Source organism: Pseudomonas sp. R5-89-07, from assembly GCF_003851685.1.
Classification (GTDB): domain Bacteria; phylum Pseudomonadota; class Gammaproteobacteria; order Pseudomonadales; family Pseudomonadaceae; genus Aquipseudomonas.
Genome location: NZ_CP027727.1, coordinates 4898557 through 4919344, shown reverse-complemented (window position 1 = coordinate 4919344; position 20788 = coordinate 4898557). Strand labels below are relative to the sequence as shown.

At 56.9% G+C, this 20788-nt stretch carries 19 protein-coding genes and 1 tRNA gene; 13 read left to right on the top strand and 7 right to left on the bottom strand.

Features of this window, described 5'->3' with window-relative positions; genetic code table 11:
• Positions 1-524 precede the first annotated feature (524 nt).
• Entirely contained in the window at positions 525-1217 is a 693-nt protein-coding gene (locus C4J94_RS22465) for an NBR1-Ig-like domain-containing protein (RefSeq protein WP_124388118.1), read from the bottom strand.
• Between the two features lie 229 nt (positions 1218-1446).
• On the opposite strand from C4J94_RS22465, the gene C4J94_RS22460 reads away from it, so the two are divergent.
• Positions 1447-2253, top strand: a complete 807-nt coding sequence (locus C4J94_RS22460) for a 2OG-Fe(II) oxygenase family protein (protein WP_124388117.1) — start codon at positions 1447-1449, stop codon at positions 2251-2253.
• A 25-nt stretch (positions 2254-2278) separates the two neighbouring features.
• Positions 2279-2926, top strand: a complete 648-nt coding sequence (locus C4J94_RS22455; protein ID WP_124388116.1) for a LysE/ArgO family amino acid transporter — start codon at positions 2279-2281, stop codon at positions 2924-2926.
• Here the strand turns inward: C4J94_RS22455 and C4J94_RS22450 are convergent.
• The 4 genes from C4J94_RS22450 to C4J94_RS22435 all read right to left on the bottom strand — a co-directional run bounded on the left by C4J94_RS22450 (position 2888) and on the right by C4J94_RS22435 (position 8610).
• Positions 2888-3217: a hypothetical protein gene (locus tag C4J94_RS22450; RefSeq protein WP_124388115.1), complete on the bottom strand. Its 330-nt coding sequence runs from the start codon at positions 3215-3217 to the stop codon at positions 2888-2890. The genes C4J94_RS22455 and C4J94_RS22450 overlap by 39 nt on opposite strands.
• A 202-nt stretch (positions 3218-3419) precedes the next feature.
• Positions 3420-5777: an FdhF/YdeP family oxidoreductase gene (locus C4J94_RS22445; protein ID WP_124388114.1), complete on the bottom strand. Its 2358-nt coding sequence runs from the start codon at positions 5775-5777 to the stop codon at positions 3420-3422.
• Between the two features lie 463 nt (positions 5778-6240).
• Positions 6241-7071: a hypothetical protein gene (locus C4J94_RS22440; protein WP_124388113.1), complete on the bottom strand. Its 831-nt coding sequence runs from the start codon at positions 7069-7071 to the stop codon at positions 6241-6243.
• Positions 7072-8610, bottom strand: coding sequence for an AAA family ATPase (locus tag C4J94_RS22435; RefSeq protein WP_124388112.1), 1539 nt, complete (start codon positions 8608-8610; stop codon positions 7072-7074). It abuts the gene before it with no gap.
• Positions 8611-9180: 570 nt separating this feature from the next.
• Between C4J94_RS22435 and C4J94_RS22430 the strand changes: the two genes are divergently transcribed.
• Positions 9181-9489: a DUF3077 domain-containing protein gene (locus C4J94_RS22430; RefSeq protein WP_124388111.1), complete on the top strand. Its 309-nt coding sequence runs from the start codon at positions 9181-9183 to the stop codon at positions 9487-9489.
• 166 nt (positions 9490-9655) lie between these two features.
• On the opposite strand, the gene C4J94_RS22425 is transcribed toward C4J94_RS22430, so the two are convergent.
• A tRNA-Leu gene (locus tag C4J94_RS22425) sits at positions 9656-9740 on the bottom strand.
• A gap of 108 nt (positions 9741-9848) precedes the next feature.
• On the opposite strand from C4J94_RS22425, the gene queA reads away from it, so the two are divergent.
• The 6 genes from queA (at position 9849) to C4J94_RS22395 (ending at position 15919) form a co-directional block, all read left to right on the top strand.
• The gene (queA, locus tag C4J94_RS22420; protein ID WP_124388110.1) at positions 9849-10898 is read left to right on the top strand and encodes a tRNA preQ1(34) S-adenosylmethionine ribosyltransferase-isomerase QueA; all 1050 of its coding nucleotides are present in this window, start codon (positions 9849-9851) and stop codon (positions 10896-10898) included.
• Positions 10899-10903: 5 nt separating this feature from the next.
• Positions 10904-12019 carry a tRNA guanosine(34) transglycosylase Tgt gene (tgt, locus tag C4J94_RS22415; protein ID WP_003175976.1) on the top strand — a complete coding sequence of 372 codons (1116 nt, stop codon included), beginning with the start codon at positions 10904-10906 and terminating at the stop codon, positions 12017-12019.
• A 43-nt stretch (positions 12020-12062) separates the two neighbouring features.
• Positions 12063-12401, top strand: a complete 339-nt coding sequence (gene yajC / locus C4J94_RS22410) for a preprotein translocase subunit YajC (protein ID WP_003175975.1) — start codon at positions 12063-12065, stop codon at positions 12399-12401.
• Positions 12402-12463: 62 nt separating this feature from the next.
• The gene (gene secD, locus C4J94_RS22405) at positions 12464-14332 is read left to right on the top strand and encodes a protein translocase subunit SecD (RefSeq protein WP_124388109.1); all 1869 of its coding nucleotides are present in this window, start codon (positions 12464-12466) and stop codon (positions 14330-14332) included.
• Positions 14333-14341: 9 nt separating this feature from the next.
• Entirely contained in the window at positions 14342-15256 is a 915-nt protein-coding gene (secF, locus tag C4J94_RS22400; RefSeq protein WP_124388108.1) for a protein translocase subunit SecF, read from the top strand.
• A 123-nt stretch (positions 15257-15379) separates the two neighbouring features.
• Complete coding sequence (locus C4J94_RS22395; RefSeq protein ID WP_124388107.1) at positions 15380-15919, top strand: glycine zipper 2TM domain-containing protein; 540 nt, start codon at positions 15380-15382, stop codon at positions 15917-15919.
• Positions 15920-16130: 211 nt separating this feature from the next.
• On the opposite strand, the gene suhB is transcribed toward C4J94_RS22395, so the two are convergent.
• A complete protein-coding gene (suhB, locus tag C4J94_RS22390) occupies positions 16131-16946 on the bottom strand; it encodes an inositol-phosphate phosphatase (RefSeq protein ID WP_003175971.1) in 816 nt (271 codons plus the stop codon).
• Between the two features lie 145 nt (positions 16947-17091).
• Between suhB and trmJ the strand changes: the two genes are divergently transcribed.
• The 4 genes from trmJ to C4J94_RS22370 all read left to right on the top strand — a co-directional run bounded on the left by trmJ (position 17092) and on the right by C4J94_RS22370 (position 20706).
• Complete coding sequence (trmJ, locus tag C4J94_RS22385; protein ID WP_124388106.1) at positions 17092-17862, top strand: tRNA (cytosine(32)/uridine(32)-2'-O)-methyltransferase TrmJ; 771 nt, start codon at positions 17092-17094, stop codon at positions 17860-17862.
• Positions 17863-17864: 2 nt separating this feature from the next.
• Positions 17865-18647 (top strand): serine O-acetyltransferase, encoded by a 783-nt coding sequence (gene cysE, locus C4J94_RS22380; protein WP_124388105.1) that lies wholly within the window; start codon positions 17865-17867, stop codon positions 18645-18647.
• Positions 18648-18949: 302 nt separating this feature from the next.
• Positions 18950-19441, top strand: a complete 492-nt coding sequence (iscR, locus tag C4J94_RS22375) for a Fe-S cluster assembly transcriptional regulator IscR (protein WP_003194020.1) — start codon at positions 18950-18952, stop codon at positions 19439-19441.
• A gap of 50 nt (positions 19442-19491) precedes the next feature.
• The gene (locus C4J94_RS22370) at positions 19492-20706 is read left to right on the top strand and encodes an IscS subfamily cysteine desulfurase (RefSeq protein ID WP_065887478.1); all 1215 of its coding nucleotides are present in this window, start codon (positions 19492-19494) and stop codon (positions 20704-20706) included.
• The last annotated feature ends 82 nt before the right edge of the window (positions 20707-20788 follow it).

Here is a 20788-nt window from a genome sequence, read left to right as displayed (position 1 = left end):
TGGAGACTAATGCCATGGCGATGACCAATCCCACGGTAATACCCACGAAAAATTGAATAGAGCGTTTCATGCCATAGGCGTCGCCACTCGCCGCCAAGGCCAGGGTGGCCGGACCGGGACTGGCGAGAAGCGCGATGGCGGCACGGCGAATGTTAGCGTCGCCTGATAGACAGAAAATAGAGTTTCGAGCATTTATGTATTCCTGAACATACGAATAAAAGTGCCTGTGGGGGTGATCCAACTGACAATCGATTACCCATTGAATGCATTATTGATGAGCTGACGCAAAGCCTCGTTTAAAATCAATTTCGGACGAGCTCATCGCGCGGTAAGAATATCCGACCTTCAGGAAACGCTCGTCGTAAAACTTTTTAAGTAGTCGCAAGTACAAGATCATTTCAATTGCTTTAAAAGTTTAAACTGAAATATAGGCGATGATGTACGCCTTGCTATGCAGCGCCGGCTGATGGCCTCGGTGCTGATGGGCTTTGCCGTGTAGATAGCGGTTGAAGGGCGCAAGTAGTTCAGCGCGCCATCACATTTACGATCACATGCAAAATGAACTCAGGGCCGTAGCACGGTTGCCCGTGTTCATCCTCTATCCGCCAGATGGAAGTGACCGCGCAGGTTTCCTTGGGCGCGGCGAATTCCACAGTGATATGCACCGGTTGCCCAGGCAGTGTTTCTGCGATGAGGGTTTCGTTGTTAAGGCTGCGCAGGTGCGTGTCCATCACGACTTCCAATGGCGCGCCCGTGGCGGTGCGTCGGGCTATGACGTATTCACCGTCAATGCGTACCAGTTTTCGGCCTCGCCACGGGCGTATACCGAGGTTCTGGATCTCCCATGTTTTCTGAAAAATCTCGCCAGGCAGCACGACGGTCTGGTCGGGCGTGGTGACGTCTGCGTTGAAGACGGCGATGTCGCTTGAATCACACAGGCCTACAGCCCGGTTGGTGGTCGCCATTGAGTTGGAGTCAACCGGAGCGCCCGCCAAGTCGGCGAAGTAACGGAACAGCAGCAGCGGGGAAACCTGCAGCACTTTGGCCAGTTTGATCAAGGTGCGTACCGAGGGATCTTGTGAGGCGCCGCCTGCCAGCCCGTATAGGTAGGTCCGGGAAATGCCGGCCTCCTTGGCCAGGGTTGTCATGGACTTACCCAGTTCCCGGCTGCGCCGTACGACCAGGGATCGGAGGGTGTCGCGTGTCTTGATACTCATACTCGGTTGTGATCCCCAGTCCTCGGTGAGGCTGCTCACCTTGTTCGCCAAAAAGAACAACCTGCTCGCCGCCACGTGTAATGAGCAATGCACACTCACTCCCAGCTGGCGACGTTGTGAAGGACATGGATAGGTCCCTATGGTTGGCTATATCCAGTGTCGCGGTTTCTCACATGCTTGCGAACCTAGTGTGTGTTGCATTCCTTTACATCTATCTTTGGATATAGCTATGACTCAAATAAAAAAATGCTGTGAATCCATCGTCCGATCAGGCTTCGGTATCTTGCAAATACCTGAAGTCATGCTGGGAAACTACAAACAAATTGTTGATGGATACTCGTCAATCTCCCAAGCAACCAAGGCAGAATTTTCGTTCAGTCAGGACACAGACGGTTTTTTCCCATTTGGTGCTGAGTATTCAGGTATTGAGGACCAGCCTGACCTCTGTGAGCGATTCTGTTACTGGCCTGCGCATGCGTCCAAACGAATAGGTTTTGAATTCGCCCGAAGTGGCTTTTTCGCGGCGGTGGATATCTTTGAACAACAGATCAGCACGTTAGCGCAGGAGTTAATGGACGGCATCTGCGACGAGTTTGGAGTGGCCCCACTTGCCCCATTTCGCTTGGCTTCCTACGTGCAGGTGTGTGTCTACGGTGCTCAGGCTGTAAACATTGAGCGTCGATTCGCCCAGGATCCTCATGAAGACGGTCATATGTTGTCTTTTATCAAACCTACCCGCGAAGGGCTGGTTTTGGTGAAAGGGGGCTCGCTTGAACCTGTGCGTCTTTTGGAGAATGAGATTGCGGTGCTAGCAGGGTCTTTGCTGACTGAGCTGTCTGATCATGCAATTCCTGCGGCTTATCACGCGGTTCTCGCGCCTCAGAGGCCGATAGCCAGAAGCTCGTTGATCTACTTTGCGAACCCGAGCCCAGGGCAAGTGCTAACCAGTTTTTTCCGCAGGCAGGCAATTGACATGAGTGGCGCCGTAAACGCCCGTCACATCCGGTTTGGTAACCAACCTATTCAGCTCCTCTAAATGTGCCCATGGGCACGGACACTTTATGGCTCCCTACTTCAGTGCGCTCTACCTCGAAGGCTTGCTCCTGGGCATCGGTCTGTTCGCAGCCCCAGGCCCGAAAGACACCTTGGTCATCCGCCAAGGTGTCAGCCGTGGCCCCATCTGGGGAGTGGTCGCCATCTGCGTAGTCTCCGATATGCTGTTGATCGCTATGGGCATCACGGGCTTGGGTTCGCTATTGGACAGCCGTCCCAAGCTGGTAGCGCTCTTGCTACTTTCCGGCGCGGCCTATTTGCTTTTGTTCGGTGGCCAGCGCCTGCTGGCTTGCCTGCGTGACCAGTCCATGCCGGCCACCCAAGTCGGCCATTCGCAACGAGGGCTGTTGCGTGCGGCAATGGTGCTGGGTTTTGCCAACCCCTATGCGTGGCTTGATACCGTCGTGCTGATCGGCTCGATCGGCGCCGCTAAACCGGCAGGCCAGCAAGTACTCTTTGCGACGGGGGCGATGACCGCATCGCTAGTGTGGTTTGTAGTGTTGGCGCTTGGCTGTCAGCGCTTGACGGGGTTGTTTCGAACGCGGGCGGTGTGGCGCTGGCTGGATGCGGGCGTGGCGGTGTTGATGGTGTACCTCGCCGGAATGCTGATCACCGATTCACTGGATGTCTTTCAGGTAGTCCTTGAGGGTGGTTAGCGGTGCGCTCAATGCATCGAGCTGATCCGTATTGTGTACGGCGGTCGCGAGCCTTTGCAGTTCGCGCCCCATTACCGTATCGGTTCCACCCAGTGCAGTCAGCGCCTGCCTGATGCACTCATCGATTTTGAGCTGAATTGTCCCCACATCCCCCTGGCGCACCAACAACCCAAACACCTCACGGTCATACGCTTGCATCACCAGATCATCCCGCAAAACCGGACTGCCGCCGTCTGTCTCATGCACAAGCTTCAGTGCAAAGAGCGCAACCGCTTCCAGCGTCAATTCCATGGTCTCTGTTCCTGGGGATTTAAAGGAGGGCGATGATCACTGTTCCAAGCGCGAAAAAAAAGAACCAAATGCTGCGAATCGTTTGGCTTGAACTTCTTGGTGATGGCTGGGGCGAGCGAAAAGGGGACGATTCATTTTTCCTGAAAATAATCCGTCCCCTCTTTTCGTTTTTACAGTGGGGTAGCGAGCGGTAAAACCAGGCCTAACTGGCCGCCGCAATCAATCCGCGCCGTTCCAATGCCACTTGCGTCTGCTCTGGATTCATCCGCACCAGGTTCACCGGGATGGATTTCGCCGCCGGTGTGTTACTGCGGCTGTCCCGATTCGCCAGTGGCAGCAAGCCATTGGTCTCCGGGTAGTAGGCGGCGCAACAGCCTTGCGGTACGTCGAAGGGGATGACTTTGAAGCCGGGCGCACGACGCGGCGTTGTCTCGTCGAGGGCTGTCTGGAATTCGACGTAGTCCCCAGCCTTGAGTCCCAGGCGCTCGATGTCCTGCGGGTTGAGCATCACCACCATGCGGTCGCCGTAGATACCCCGGTAGCGATCATCGTTGGAATACACCGTGGTGTTGAACTGGTCATGGCTGCGGATCGTCATCAACTGCAGATGATCAGCGCCCGGTGGCGTGTCGTCTTCGTCAAAAACCCCCTCGGGAAAGAGGAAGTTGGCCTTGCCCGAATGGGTGTTCCACTGGCGCTCGCTGGCGCCATTGGGCAGGCGGAAACCGCCTGGCTCTTTGATGCGCTGATTGAAGTCATAAAACTGCTCGGGCAGCACGGCTTCGATCTTGTCGCGGATACGCGCGTAATCGCTCACGTAGCTGTCCCAATCCACGTTGGGGTTGGGTGCAAGCGTCGCCTTGGCCATACCGGCGATAATCGCCACTTCGGAGATCAGGTGTTTCGACGCAGGCTCCAGCATGCCGGTCGAGCCGTGCACCATCGACATCGAGTCTTCCACCGTAACGGTTTGCGCCACGCCGTTTTGCATGTCCAGCTCCGAGCGGGCGATGCACGGCAGCAAAAACGCTTTCTGGCCATGGACCGTTGCACTGCGGTTGAGCTTGGTATTGACCAGCACGGTCATTTTCAGGCGCTTGACGGTCGGGCACACCACGTCGATATCCGGGATGGCACGGAAGAAATTGCCGCCCATCGAAATAAACGCTTCCACCTCGCCGCGCAGCAGCGCTTCACAGGCCTCGGCCACATCATGCCCACCTTTGCGGGACGCCTCGAAACCGAACACCTTGCTCATGCTGGCCAGGAACGGCTCGCCGGCTTTTTCGTAGATGCCCATGGTGCGGTCACCCTGCACATTGGAGTGGCCGCGAATAGGGCAAGCCCCCGCGCCCAGCTTGCCGATGTTGCCGCGCAGCAGCAGCAGGTTAATGATCTGCTGCATCGCGTCGCCACCGCGCTTGTGTTGCGTAATGCCCATGCCCCAGCAACAGATCACCCGCTGCGAACGCATATACACCGCCGCCACCTCTTCCAGCGCCTGACGCGTCAGGCCCGAATGACGCTCGATGATCTCCCACGGCAGCTGCCGGCAGTAATCAGCGAACCGCTCAAGGCCGTGGGTGTGCTCCTCGATGAAGTCGACATCCAGCACACGCGGCAGCCCTTCACGCTGCGCCGCATCGTCCGCCTCGATCACCGCTTTGCAGATGCCCTGCACGGCAATCATGTCGCCGCCGATTCTGACCTGATGGTATTGCGAGCTGATCTTCACGCCGCTGCGACTGAGCATATCGCGCGGGTCCTGGGGTGACGCAAACCGCACCAGCGCCTTCTCGCGCAGCGGGTTGAACGAGATGATGCTCGCACCCCGGCGCGCGGCGGCGTGCAGCTCCGACATCATGCGCGGGCTGTTGGTACCAGGGTTCTGACCGAAGATGAAAATCGCGTCGGCATTCTCGAAGTCCTCCAGCGTGGTGGTGCCTTTGCCAACCCCGATCGACTCGGGAAGCGCCACGCTGGTGGTCTCGTGACACATGTTCGAGCAGTCAGGAAAGTTAGCCATGCCATACAAGCGGCCAAACAACTGATACAAAAACGCCGCTTCGTTTGACGTACGCCCCGAGGTGTACAACTCCAGCTTCCACGGGTCGCTCAATTGGCGCAGCTCCTGCCCGATCTCGGCGAAAGCCTCGTCCCAACTGACCGGCAAGTATTTGTCGCTGCCCGCGTCATAACGCATCGGCTCAGTGATACGGCCCTGATCCTCCAGGTCGTGATCGCTCCAGGTAGCCAGCTCACTCACCGTATGCTGAGCGAAAAACTGGGGCGTGACCCGCTTTTTGGTCGACTCCCACGCCAGCGCCTTGGCCCCGTTCTCACAGTATTCAAAGGTGTGCGGCTTCTTTGGGTCTGGCCAGGCACAACTGGGGCAGTCGAAACCGTCCGGCTTGTTCATGGATAGCAAGGTGCGGTTGCCCTTGAGCAGGACGTGCTGGTGGAGCAGGTGCTTGTTGACGGCGTTTAGTGCAGGCCAGCCGCCGGCGGCAGAACCGTCGGACTGGGAGCCTTGGAGCTGGGGATTTTTGGGTTCAGACATTGCGGAGATTCTCCCTGTTGACGCCCGTGGAGGCGTGGTGCGTATGGTTGTGATGCATACGCATGGGGAGAATTCGGCTTGATCGACGAGCGTTAGCGACCAGGTGGATGGGTGGGAGGTTCAGCTAGGGGGCGAGCTGTTCAGACGAAACTCAACTCCACGTTGAAACGTTTCCCAGAAATAAATCCGTCTCCTTTTTTCCTGTGAGCGTTGCAGTTACGCGACCCCATATCTCGGTATGGATCAACTGGTTATCGCATGGATCGCAGCGCGGGACGCCGAAATGGGAGAAAACTGCGCAGCTATAAAGCTGCTTCCCTTAGTCAAGGGCGGCTTTCGGCCAAAAGCAGCCTCTCAGAGAATGAGGTATCTCTCCTGACGATCCGCCGAGCAAGCTCTAGGGAGAATAAGCTGCCAGGTTGAAAGCTCGCGCAAAGCCTACATACCTGCTAAGTCCTTTGGCTCATAGCGTACTGCTATATTGAGATGCCAAAGCCTCATATAAAGCTGCTTTCCATAAGTTCTTTTTCTTAGCTCGCTCAACTGTAGCAATCGTGGCAAACTCCTTAGCTCTCGACGATAAGTCGCCACTATAACTAAGCAAGTCTGCTATTTCGGATGCTGCGCGCTTTGCATATCGACTCTCAAGTTCCAAATCCTGGAAATAATTCGATATTCTTTTCTTTAATTGTGGTGACCAATGCGCAGGGGGATCTACGAAAAACTTCGCCACTGGTAGTGCGGTCCCTTTCAACTGAGCATAGAGCCATGGCTCGCTAGTGAGAATTGAATGCTCAAAATATGGGTGTAAAGATTCATTTTTTTTCGATATTACGGAAGCACCCTTGCTTTTATTGCACTTCATACAAGCTGGCACTAGGTTGTCTACAAGAACAGAAAAAAGTGGATATCGAGACTTGGAGGCGAAATGATCAACACTGTCGACATGAGTCAAATCGCACAGCGGACACATACTAAGAGGTATACTATTTAGAATTTTGTCATAATAAACTCTCCCGTTACTTTCGGGACCAACCATGCACTGTGTATAAAGTTGCTTGAAGTGCCCTTTAGTTAGAGACTTAATTATAGTTTGCCAGTCTTTTCCATGTTCGCAGGATTTCAAACAGGATAAATTCTCCAAAGCTGCGTGGCCGACATAGCTCCGAAACTCAGCTAGAATATCGTTCTTTGAGTCAACGAATTTGGCGCGAAGCCCGGGATCTTTAATACTGCTAACACAGGCATCGAAAACATCAACCGAGTCAATATTCAGTTTGGGCAGGATATTCATTCAGTCAATCCCCGACTGACTTTTCGACTCAAGCATTGCTCTTAATATTAACTGCCCTTCCAGCCCTAAATGTCCGGAATACTCAGATAGAATTTCTTCGAATGACTGTCCGCTTTGTACTGAGCTCGCTAGAATGTCATGAAATCCGGATTTTATTGATTCTAACCCAAATACTGATTTGGTGAGCGCCCCAACATTTTCCCCAAAAGTCTCTCTTTCGGGCGGATCGATCCGCTGTTGATCGCCGTTTCGCGTCAATACGAAAGCACATGAATTTGGCACCTCTTGCAAGACCACTGGTGAATGCGTGGCGATAAGAGCAATAGCGTTGCGATCCATTAGGAGATCTGCCAGCGCCCTCATGAATGCAGAAAGCAGCGGTGGGTGCAGGTGGGTCTCTGGCTCATCCATGAGGACGAGCGTTTTTTCTTCTACTACGTCAACCAAATGCGTAATAGTGTGCAAAATTATAAAGTGGCCTGAACTGGCGCTTCTTATTTTTTCAATAATTTTATCTTTAACCCATTCAAAAGGCTGCAAGGAGAGTTCGGCTAGGTTCATCTCGGCAAAATTCAAGTCTGACTCTAGTCGTTTGATCGCTGCGACCCACCTACTGCGCTTTCTTTCCTGGCTCCAGCAGGACTCAATAGACTCTAATGTTTCAGCGAGGAAATCTGAGGGCCCCTTTGCTATAGCGGAAATCTCTCCATTATCGCAAATAACTCGGCGCTTCATACCGATATAAAAGTAAGCTACTCCTTCAGATCTATTTTGGCGATTATCGGGTGGCATGAACGTATCAAATGCGCTGAAAGAGACAGAAACCACGCTACTGAAATATTGCTTGGGCATTTCTGAATACACTCCTGCCACACTTACCAGAAAACCTCCATCGCAACAATGAACTCTATCAACAATACTTGAAACCATAGAGTTAAGTATCGTTGTTTTGCCAGCTCCATTCCTCCCAATAAGAACATGTATGTTAGTTGGCGGCATTGAGCCAGGCTTAACATTAAAGCCTAACGATATATTGCTGCCATTTTTTTTTGAGTGATTATAGCAAAACTTGTAAGGGGTGAGGGGTGGAAGGCCTCTGGCAGTTCTTTTATATTGAGGGAAAGCTGCCAGGCTCACCGTTCTTAATAGTGAGTAACGGAAAACTTCATGTTTCTGGGACTGGCGTAATACCTCATCCATCCACGAGGCGTCACGCATTGATTCCAATATGTTATTAACATCGCTTGGGCTAAAGTTCTCATGTAGAATTTCGTAATAGGCGATATCTTGGCCTATCGAGAAAAAATTCTTTGGAAGACCTAGTAGCTCTTTACCTTTAAGAACATCCCGAGTCCATCCAGCCGGTTGATCTTCATACCCGATTTTTACTTCACCAAGGCGGAGTACTGAACCTTGGCAGAGCACAGATACTGAAAATGTTGTCTTGAAATTATAATCATCCCAGCTGCTAGGCGATAAATAAACCCACCCTGACGATGGGTGTTTATTATAGTCACTCTCTAATAATATTTTGTACACAAACTTCCCTTTTATATGTTATTCACGATTAGCGATTTGGCGCCTTCCGATCGTCCTATCAACGCCGTTCAACTCCTGCGCTCCGCCTTGCCTACTGATTGGAAAATGTTCCTTCCATATCGTCCATTTCGCGAAAAACCTTAAACTTCGTCGCGCTAGCAAGTGACGACACGTGCGCTCCAGTACCTATCCACCGTCATTTTTTACATCTACGGGGGGCCTTACTTCGCTCGCGAGAACCGGTTATGGCTGGCAGCTTCTGGCCGAAAGCGGCCCGCCGGTGTATCCCCTCACCCGGTAAGCGTGATAGGAGGGGCTGACCACCATGTCGTTTCCGCCGACGCTCGCCTAATCCCGGTCTGCCTGCCAGAAACTTCTCGCCACAGATCCAGCCTTCCAGCCCCAATCCCTCCTGCGCTACCTTCCACCGTCGCTTCCAATCCAGCGACCGGACCTGATAATCCGAAAACAATAGGCTCACTTACTTAGGAGCTTATTAATGAGCGTTTCTGATCAGTCGTACCCTCGCAATTCCGTAGTCTACGCCTCCACCCACCTGGGAGGTGCCCAATGATCAACCCACCCCTCAACAAAACCCTCGGCGTCATCACCTTTTCCACCTGCGGCAAACAGCCCAACCTCCACCGTCTATTCCGCGTCAATTCCGGCGTACCCATCCGCGATGCCCTGGAGCATGCCTCCGAGCTTCTGCACTGTTCCAAAATGCTGGCTTTGGACGCAGCGATGGATAACAGCGCAGATCGCTACGCCTGGGCGGCGCATTATTTGGGGGAGATGGCGAAGGCGGTGGTCGATGATTTGGCGAAGGGGATGTTGCCCAATGGGGTGGTGGAGGAGGGGGAATCGGTTGGTGTGTAGGCAGGTGGTTTTGAGGGTGTTTGGGCTGGCGTAATCGCAGGCAAGCCAGCTCCCACATTTGGATCGTGTTTCAGGTTGAAAGGGGGTGGTGGGCGATGAAGCAGCCGACTGCCCACTTTTCTGCAGGCGAAAAAAAGACCTTGAATTTCAAGGTCTTTTTTTAAGATGGTGCCCCGAGGGAGACTCGAACTCCCACTCCTTTCGAAAACGGATTTTGAATCCGCCGCGTCTACCAATTCCGCCATCAGGGCTCAATGGCGGCGAAGTATAGAGATGAGATTACCGTTGGTCAATCACGTTTCATGGTCAATTTTGACTATTTCGGCTAGACTTCCCGGCCCTGCTAGACGAACCCCATCATGCGCGTTGCTGACTTTACTTTTGAGCTCCCTGATTCGCTGATCGCTCGCCACCCTTTGGCCGAGCGTCGCGCCAGTCGACTGCTGACCCTGGACGGGCCGAGCGGTGCCCTCGCACACCGTCAATTCACTGATTTGCTTGAGCATTTGCGCCCGGGCGATTTGATGGTGTTCAACAATACCCGGGTGATTCCGGCGCGGCTGTTTGGCCAGAAAGCCTCCGGCGGCAAGCTGGAAATTCTGGTGGAGCGGGTGCTGGACAGCCATCGTGTGCTGGCCCATGTGCGCTCCAGCAAGTCGCCCAAACCGGGGTCGAGCATCGTGATCGATGGCGGTGGCGAAGCCGAGATGGTGGCGCGTCATGACGCGCTGTTCGAGCTCAAGTTTGCCGAAGAGGTGTTGCCGCTGCTCGAACGCGTCGGCCACATGCCGTTGCCTCCTTATATAGACCGCCCCGACGAAGACTCGGACCGCGAGCGCTACCAGACGGTGTACTCCCAGCGCCTCGGTGCCGTGGCGGCGCCGACGGCCGGGTTGCATTTCGACCAGCCGCTGCTGGACGCCATCGCCGCCAAGGGCGTCGAGACGGCCTATGTGACCCTGCACGTGGGGGCCGGCACGTTTCAGCCGGTGCGTGTGGATAACATCGAAGACCACCACATGCACAGCGAATGGCTGGAAGTCAGCCAGGAAGTGGTGGACGCGGTTGCCGCGTGCAAGGCGCGTGGCGGTCGGGTGATTGCCGTGGGCACCACCAGCGTGCGTTCGCTGGAGAGCGCGGCGCGGGATGGCGTGCTCAAGCCGTTCAGCGGCGACACCGATATCTTCATCTACCCAGGCCGGCCGTTCCATGTGGTCGACTGCCTGGTGACCAACTTCCATTTGCCCGAATCCACGCTGTTGATGCTGGTTTCGGCATTTGCCGGCTACCCGGAAACCATGGCCGCGTACCAAGCCGCCATCGACAATGGGTACCGTTTTTTCAGCTACGGTGATGCGATGTTTATCACCCGCAATCCGGCGCCGCGCGGCCCTGAGGACAACTTATGAGTCGTATGTCGTTTGAATTATTGGCCACCGATGGCAAGGCCCGTCGTGGTCGCCTGACGTTCCCGCGCGGCACCGTCGAGACCCCGGCCTTCATGCCGGTCGGCACCTATGGCACCGTCAAGGGCATGCTGCCGCGTGACATCGTTGCCACCGGCGCCGAGATCATCCTGGGCAACACGTTCCACCTGTGGCTGCGCCCGGGCACGGAAGTGATCAAGAAGCATGGCGATCTGCATGACTTCATGAAGTGGCAAGGCCCGATCCTCACCGACTCCGGTGGTTTCCAGGTGTTCAGCCTGGGCGCCATGCGCAAGATCAAGGAGGAGGGCGTGACCTTCGCCTCGCCGGTGGACGGTTCCAAGGTGTTCATGGGCCCGGAAGAGTCGATGCAGGTGCAGCGCGACCTGGGCTCGGACATCGTGATGATTTTCGACGAGTGCACGCCGTACCCGGCCGACGAAGACGTCGCGCGTATTTCCATGGAGCTGTCGTTGCGCTGGGCGCAGCGCTCCAAGAATGCCCACGGCGATAACACCGCCGCGTTGTTCGGCATCGTGCAGGGCGGCATGCATGAAAGCTTGCGTAAACGCTCGCTGGAAGGCCTCGACAAGATTGGTTTTGACGGCTTGGCCATCGGCGGTTTGTCGGTGGGCGAGCCCAAGCACGAGATGATCAAGGTGCTGGATTACCTGCCGGGCCTGATGCCGGCAGACAAACCTCGTTACCTTATGGGCGTTGGCAAACCGGAAGATCTCGTAGAGGGTGTGCGCCGCGGTGTGGACATGTTCGATTGCGTGATGCCAACCCGTAATGCCCGCAATGGGCATCTGTTCATCGATACAGGCGTGCTGAAGATCCGTAACGCGTTCCATCGCCATGATGATTCGCCGCTGGATCCCACCTGTGACTGCTACACCTGCCAGAACTTCTCGCGTGCTTATCTGCACCATCTGGACAAGTGCGGGGAAATGCTGGGTAGCATGTTGAATACCATCCACAATTTGCGCCATTACCAAGTCCTGATGGCTGGTTTGCGCGAGGCTATTCAACAGGGTACATTGGCCGCCTTCGTCGATGCCTTCTATGCCAAGCGCGGGCTCCCTGTGCCGCCCTTGGACTGAGTTTCCCGACCCTAAGATTCACTATTTGCAACTGGAGTGCTAAATGAGCTTTTTTATCTCTAACGCCATGGCTGACGCCGCTGCGCCTGCCGCTGCCGGCCCTATGGGCGGTGGTTTCGAGTGGATTTTCCTGGTCGGCTTCCTGGTCATCTTCTACCTGATGATCTGGCGTCCACAGGCCAAGCGCGCCAAAGAGCAGAAGAACCTGCTGGGCAGCCTGCAGAAAGGCGACGAAGTCGTGACCACTGGCGGTATCGCCGGCAAGATCACCAAGGTTTCCGATGCTTTCGTGGTACTGGAAGTCTCCGACACCGTGGAAATGAAGTTCCAGAAGGGCGCCATCGCCGCCACGCTGCCTAAAGGCACGCTCAAAGCGATCTAAGTAACAACCTTTACCAATCGACGGGGCGCGCAAGGCGCCCCGCGTTATAAGCGGGCGGCGTGATGCTGAACAAATACCCTCTGTGGAAATACGTACTGATCCTGGCGGTGCTGGCGATCGGTTTTATTTATTCCGCTCCCAATCTCTATCCTGATGACCCGGCGATCCAGATCACTGGCGCCAGCACTGCGCTGCAGGTCAATCAGGCTGATCTGGAACGCGCGAGCAAAGCGCTCACTGACGCGGGCATCCAGGTCAAGGCGGCAACATTGGCGGCTGGTGCGAAGGGCGGCTTGTTGCGCCTGGCCAAGCAGGAAGACCAATTGCCGGCCAAAGACGTTGTGCGCAAGGTCATGGGTGATGACTACGTTGTCGCCCTCAACCTGGCACAGACCACGCCACAATGGTTGCGCAGCATTGGCGCGCACCCGATGAAGCTGGGTCTGGACTTGTCCGGCGGTGTGCACTTCCTGCTGGAAGTCGACATGGACAAAGCCCTCGACGCGCGTCTGAAAGTCTACGAAGGCGACGTGAAGAGCCTGCTGCGCAAAGAGAAGCTGCGCTATCGCAGCCTGCCGCAACTCAATGGCGCCATTCAGCTGGGTTTTGCTGACGAAGCTTCCCGCGAACAGGCCCGTGCGCTGATCCGCAAGAACTTCAATGATTTCGACATCGTGCCGGCTGACCTGAATGGTCAGGCGGTGCTGCGTCTGGCGATGAGCCCGGCCAAGATCGCGGAAATCCGCGAATACTCGATCAAGCAGAACTTGACCACGGTGCGTAACCGCGTCAACGAACTGGGTGTGGCCGAGCCGATCGTGCAGCGCCAGGGTGCCAACCGTATCGTGGTTGAGCTGCCGGGCGTGCAGGACACCGCTGAAGCCAAGCGTATCCTGGGTAAAACCGCCAACCTGGAATTCCGCCTCGCGGCTGAGCCGGGTGCTTCGCGCGCGACTTCCGAAGAGTTTGAATTCCGTGAAGGCAACCGTCCTCCTGCATTGATCGAGCGTGGCTTGATCATCACCGGTGACCAGGTCACCGACGCCAAGGCCGGTTTCGGCGAGCACGGTACCCCTGAAGTGAACATCCGCCTGGATGGTCACGGCGGCGAACTGATGAGCCGCGCCACGCGCAGCAACGTCGGTCGCAGCATGGCGGTGATCTTCATCGAGCAACGTCCTGTTACCACCTACACCAAGCAGATGGTCAACGGCGTCGAAAAAGACGTGCCGGTGCAGACCTTCAAGGAAGAGAAGAAGATCATCAGCCTGGCGACCATCCAGTCGCCGCTGGGTGCGCAATTCCGTATCACCGGCCTGAACGGCCAGGGCGAGTCTTCGGAACTGGCCTTGCTGCTGCGTGCCGGTGGCCTGGCTGCGCCGATGTACTTCGCTGAAGAACGCACCATCGGCCCGAGCCTGGGTGCCGACAACATCACTAAGGGTGTCGATGCGGCGCTGTGGGGCATGTTGTTCGTGTCGCTGTTCATCATCGCCATCTATCGCTTCTTCGGCGTGATCGCCACGGTGGCCCTGGCGGGCAACATGGTGATGCTGCTGGCCCTGATGTCGCTGCTGGGCGCTACGCTGACCCTGCCAGGCATCGCCGGTATCGTGCTGACCATGGGTATGGCGGTTGACGCCAACGTGCTGATCTTCTCGCGGATTCGTGAAGAGATCGCTGCCGGCATGACCGTACAGCGTGCAATCAACGAAGGCTTCGGCCGGGCATTCACCGCGATTCTCGACTCCAACCTGACCACGTTGCTGGTCGGCGGGATTCTCTTTGCCATGGGCACCGGCCCGGTCAAAGGTTTTGCGGTGACCATGTCCCTCGGTATCTTTACCTCGATGTTCACGGCCATCATGGTGACCCGCGCAATGGTCAACCTGATCTTTGGCGGGCGTGACTTCAAGAAGTTGTGGATTTAAGGGGCTGCCATGTTACGTACAATCAACTTCATGGGCGTTCGCAACATTGCGTTCGGCGTCACCGTGCTCCTTACCGTTCTGGCGTTGTTCAGCTGGTTCCATAAGGGCCTGAACTACGGCCTGGACTTCACCGGCGGTACGCTCATCGAGCTGACCTACGAGAAGCCGGCCGACGTAACCAAGGTGCGTGACGAGCTGGTCAAGGCCGGCTATCACGAGGCGGTGGTGCAGAGCTTTGGCGCCACGACCGACCTGCTGGTGCGCATGCCTGGCGAAGACCCACAACTGGGTCACCAGGTGGCCGAGGCCTTGCAGAAGGTCGGTGGCGACAACCCGGCGTCGGTCAAGCGCGTCGAGTTCGTCGGCCCGCAAGTAGGCGAAGAACTGCGCGACCAGGGCGGCCTCGGCATGCTGATGGCGCTGGTCGGCATCATGATCTACCTGGCGTTCCGCTTTCAGTGGAAGTTCGGTGTCGGCGCCATTGTGTCGCTGATTCACGATGTGATCGTGACCGTTGGCATCCTGGCGTACTTCCAGATCACCTTCGACCTGACGGTACTGGCCGCGGTACTGGCGATCATTGGTTACTCGCTCAACGACACCATCGTGGTATTCGACCGGGTTCGTGAGAACTTCCGCGTACTGCGCAAGGCGACGTTGATCGAAAACATCAACATCTCCACCACCCAGACGCTGTTGCGGACCATGGCCACGTCGATCTCCACCTTGCTGGCGATCGCGGCACTGATGATCTTCGGTGGCGACAACCTGTGGGGCTTCTCCCTGGCACTGTTCATTGGCGTTCTGGCGGGTACCTACTCGTCGATCTACATCGCCAACGTGGTGCTGATCTGGCTGAACCTCAACAGCGAAGACCTGATCCCTCCGGCCAGCACTGGCAAGGAGGTCGACGACCGTCCTTGATGGGCGTTTGTTGATCCAAGGTTGCAAGAAGGGCGCGAGATTGAACTCGCGCCCTTTTTTTTGCTCCAAGGCTGGGTATAGCGCGGATCTTTCGATCCGTTTGTGATGGTCAGGAGGTTCAACGTGAACAAGTCGTTGCTGGTTGGTGCGGTATTGGGTGCTGTCGGTGTGACTGCCGGGGGTGCTGTTGCCACCTACAGCCTGGTAAAAAGCGGCCCTGAGTATGCGCAAGTACTGGCGGTACAGCCGGTGAAAACCCAGATCAAAACCCCGCGTGAGGTCTGCAAGGACGTCACAGTGACCCGGCAGCGTCCGGTGCAGGACCAGCATCAAATCGCCGGTACCGTGGTGGGCGCCCTTGCCGGTGGCCTGCTGGGCAACCAGATCGGCGGTGGTAACGGCAAGAAGCTGGCTACCGTAGCCGGTGCGGTTGGTGGCGGTTACGCGGGTAACAAGGTTCAGGAAGGTATGCAGAACCGTGATACCTACACCACTACCCAGACCCGTTGTAACACCGTGAACGACATCAGTGACAAGGTTGTGGGTTACGACGTGCGTTACAACCTGGACGGCAAGGAAGGCACGGTACGTATGGAGCGTGATCCAGGCGGCCAGATTCCGGTCGACAAAGAAGGTCGTCTGATCCTCGGCCAGAACCAGTAGTAACAGATTCAAAAACCGATACAGCTCAAAATGTGGGAGGGGGCTTGCCCCCGATAGCAGTGTATCAGCCAGCCAATCAGGCTCTGACCCACTGCCATCGGGGGCAAGCCCCCTCCCACATTTGAATGGTGGTGTTGCTAGAGTTTCACTACACAGCAAATCCCAGGCATAAAAAAAGCACCCCTCGGGGTGCTTTTTTGTGCTCGCTCGCTTAGCGCTTCAGCGAAGCCGGCAGGTGCGGCTGGATCGCCGTCAGTACTGCCTTGAAGCATTTGGTGTTGCCGGCAACCACGTGGCCTTTTTCAAGGAAGTCATGACCGCCGGTGAAGTCGCTCACCAGGCCGCCCGCTTCCTGGATCAGCAGGGCGCCTGCAGCCATGTCCCATTCGGACAGGCCCGACTCCCAGAACGCGTCGAAACGACCGGCAGCCACATAAGCCAGGTCCAGGCTCGCTGCGCCAGCGCGACGGATACCTGCGGTCTGGCCGACCAGGGCGCGAAACATGCCCAGGTAGTTTTCCAGGTTGTCCATTTGATCGTCGCGGAACGGGAAGCCGGTGCCCAGCAGGGCGCCATCCAGGCTGGTGCGGCCGCTGACGCGCAGGCGACGGCCATTGAGCTGGGCGCCACGGCCACGGCTAGCGGTGAATTCTTCCTGGCGAACCGGGTCCAGAACAACGGCGTGTTCCAGGCGGCCACGGTATTTGCAGGCGATGCTCACGGCAAAGTGTGGGATGCCGCGCAGGAAGTTGGTGGTGCCATCCAGTGGGTCGATGATCCACAGGTAGTCTTCGCCTTCGCCGCTACCTTTGTGCAGGCCGGTTTCTTCACCGAGGATGCCGTGGGTAGGGTAGGCCTTGCGCAGGGCGTCGATGATTTTCTGTTCGGCGGCGCGATCCACCTCGGATACATAATCCTTGGCGTCTTTTTCGTCGACCTTGATGGTATCCAGGCGCTCGATAGAGCGGAAGATCAATTCACTGGCGCTGCGGGCGGCGCGCAGCGCGATATTCAGCATGGGCTGCATGGATGTGTCACCTAAGGTTGTTAAAGAAAGCCGGGCATTCTAGCAGAAACTTTCTTCAGGTGAAGGACGACGTTAGCTTTCGTGGCATAACCTTGGGCGGTTCTGTAAGATTTGCTCCCCTTTCCCGTGTCCGAGAGCGCCTCCCTTGCTGCAAAACATTCGTGTCGTCCTGGTCAATACCAGCCACCCCGGCAACATCGGCGGGGTAGCTCGAGCCATGAAAAACATGGGGCTGACACGCCTGGTGCTAGTCGAGCCGCGTGTATTTCCGCACCACGAGGCCGATGCGCGTGCATCCGGCGCCAATGACATCCTGGAAAACGCCCAGGTTGTCGCCACTCTGGAAGATGCCCTGGTCGGCTGCAACCTGGTGCTCGGCACCAGCGCTCGTGATCGTCGCATTCCCTGGCCGCTGCTGGATCCGCGTGAGTGCGGCACCAAAGTGGTGGAGGAGGCCGCCGGTGGCGCAGAAATCGCCCTGGTGTTTGGCCGTGAAGACTCCGGTCTGACCAACGAAGAGCTGCAGCGATGTCACTACCACGTGCACATCCCATCAGACCCCGAGTTCAGTTCGCTGAACCTCGGCGCGGCGGTGCAGGTGCTGACGTACGAAGTGCGCATGGCCTGGCTGGCAGCTGCCGGTCAGCCCAGCAAGATGGAGAAGGAAGAGGTTGCATCGACCAAAAGTGGCGAGCTCGCCACCATGGACGAGCTGGAACGATTCTATGAACACCTGGAGCAAACCCTGGTGGCCATCGAGTTCCTCGATCCTGAAAAACCACGGCACTTGATGGCGCGCCTGCGTCGCCTTTACGGACGCAGCTCGGTCAGCCGGGCAGAAATGAATATATTGCGTGGCATCCTCACGGAAACCCAGAAAGCGGCCCGTGGCGAGCTCCTTAAGCGGAAGGATTAAAAATGTTCGAGCGTTTGCGAGAAGATATCCAGAGTGTTTTCCACCGTGACCCGGCGGCGCGCAACGCCTTTGAAGTGCTGACCTGCTACCCGGGCATGCACGCGATCTGGATTCACCGTCTGTCCGGCGCCTTGTGGGGCATGGGCTGGAAATGGCTGGCGCGCCTGGTGTCGAACTTCGGGCGTTGGTTGACCGGGATCGAAATCCATCCGGGCGCCAAGGTTGGCCGTCGCTTCTTTATCGACCACGGCATGGGCATCGTGATTGGCGAGACGGCTGAAATTGGTGATGACGTGACGCTCTATCAGGGCGTGACCCTGGGCGGTACCACCTGGAATAAAGGCAAGCGCCACCCGACGCTGGGCGATGGCGTAGTGGTGGGTGCTGGCGCCAAGGTGCTCGGCCCGTTCACTGTAGGCGCCGGTGCCAAGGTGGGCTCCAATGCGGTGGTCACCAAGGCAGTGCCACCCGGTGCCACGGTGGTGGGCATTCCTGGGCGGATCATCGTCAAGCCCGAAGTTGGCGACGAGCAGGAAGCCAAGCGCAAGGCCATGGCCGAGAAGATCGGTTTCGACGCTTACGGTGTCAGCGAAGACATGCCCGACCCGGTGGCTCGCGCCATTGGCCAACTGCTCGATCATCTGCAAGCGGTGGATGGCAAGTTGGACGGGATGTGCGGCGCGCTGAAGGACCTGGGCAGCCCTTACTGCGCCAAGGAATTGCCTGAGTTGCGCGAAGAAGACTTCGCCCAGATCAAGGACGAAGCCGCCACCAAGGCCGGCTGAGTTCTCGTCACCACCACAGATCCCCTGTGGGAGGGGGCTTGCCCCCGATTGCGGTATGTCAGGCCCCCATGTATTGACTGATCCACCGCTATCGGGGGCAAGCCCCCTCCCACATTTTGATCTTCATTGGTCTGGGAATTCCTGCCCTGTCCTGTTCCTGCTGTTCGCTTGCGCCCCGTCCTGCTATGATTCGCGCGCCCTTTTTACGGGTAATCCTGACTAAAGTACTAGGTCTTATAGTTGACTTAAATACTCGGGAATCGCATACTTGCTCCCATTCTGAAACACCTTGGTACTTGTCCATGAGACTGACTACAAAAGGCCGATACGCGGTGACTGCCATGCTCGACCTGGCTTTGCACGCGCAAACTGGGCCGGTGTCCCTGGCCGATATCTCCGAGCGCCAAGGCATTTCCCTGTCCTACCTCGAGCAGCTGTTCGCCAAGTTGCGCCGTAGCAACCTGGTTTCCAGTGTGCGGGGGCCGGGTGGTGGCTATCAGTTGTCCCGCGACATGCAGGGCATCCAGGTGGCTCAGGTGATCGACGCGGTCAACGAATCCGTCGACGCCACCAAATGCCAGGGCCTGGGTGACTGCCACGCCGGCGACACCTGCCTGACGCACCACTTGTGGTGTGACTTGAGCCTGCAGATCCATGAGTTTTTGAGTGGTATCAGCTTGGCTGATCTTGTGACTCGCCGTGAGGTGCAAGAAGTAGCCCAGCGTCAGGACCAGCGCCGTTGCAACACCAAGGCGCCGCGTCTGGACAAGATCGAAGCGTCCGCCGTCGAGTGACAGCCGCAGAGCTAACGGCACGCCAGCCAGCCTGATTTAGGAGAAAGTCCATGAAATTGCCGATTTACCTTGATTACTCAGCGACCACCCCGGTTGATCCACGTGTCGCGCAAAAAATGAGCGAATGCCTGCTGGTTGACGGAAACTTCGGCAACCCGGCCTCCCGCTCCCACGTATTCGGCTGGAAAGCCGAGGAAGCGGTCGAGAACGCTCGTCGCCAGGTCGCCGACCTGGTGGGCGCCGACCCACGTGAAATCGTCTGGACCTCCGGTGCCACCGAGTCCGACAACCTGGCGATCAAGGGCGCAGCGCATTTCTACGCGACCAAGGGCAAGCACCTGATCACCACCAAGATTGAGCACAAGGCTGTCCTCGACACCATGCGCCAACTGGAGCGTGAAGGTTTTGAGGTCACCTACCTCGAGCCGACCACCGACGGTATCGTCACCCCGGCCATGATCGAAGCCGCGCTGCGTGATGACACCATCCTGGTGTCCGTGATTCACGTGAACAACGAAATCGGCACCATCAACGACATCGAAGCGATCGGCGAACTGACCCGCTCCAAGGGCATTCTGCTGCACGTCGACGCTGCTCAGTCCACCGGCAAGGTCGAGATCGACCTGTCCAAGCTGAAAGTCGACCTGATGTCGTTCTCGGCCCACAAGACCTACGGCCCTAAAGGCATCGGCGCGCTGTACGTGAGCCGTAAGCCACGCGTGCGTATCGAAGCCACCATGCACGGTGGCGGCCACGAGCGCGGCATGCGTTCCGGTACCCTGGCGACCCACCAGATCGTCGGGATGGGCGAAGCCTTCCGCGTAGCCAAGGAAGACATGGCTGCCGAAAACGTGCGCATCAAAGCGTTGAGCGATCGCTTCTACAAGCAGGTCGAGAACCTTGAAGAGCTGTACATCAACGGCAGCATGACTGCACGTGTACCGCACAACCTGAATTTGAGCTTCAACTACGTCGAAGGCGAGTCGCTGATCATGGCGCTCAAGGACCTGGCGGTATCGTCCGGTTCGGCCTGCACCTCGGCATCCCTTGAGCCTTCGTATGTATTGCGCGCCCTGGGCCGTAACGACGAACTGGCACACAGCTCGATCCGCTTTACCTTCGGCCGCTTCACCACTGAAGAGCAAGTCGACTACGCCGCGCAGAAAGTCTGCGAAGCCGTCAACAAGCTGCGCGTTCTGTCGCCGCTGTGGGACATGTACAAAGACGGTGTCGATATCTCCAAGATCGAGTGGGCGGCACACTAAATATAGAAGCCGCCACCCAAGCTCTGTAGGAACGTGGCGGAAAACGCAGGCGTTTCTACAGGGTTCCAGAGCGGCCCTGATG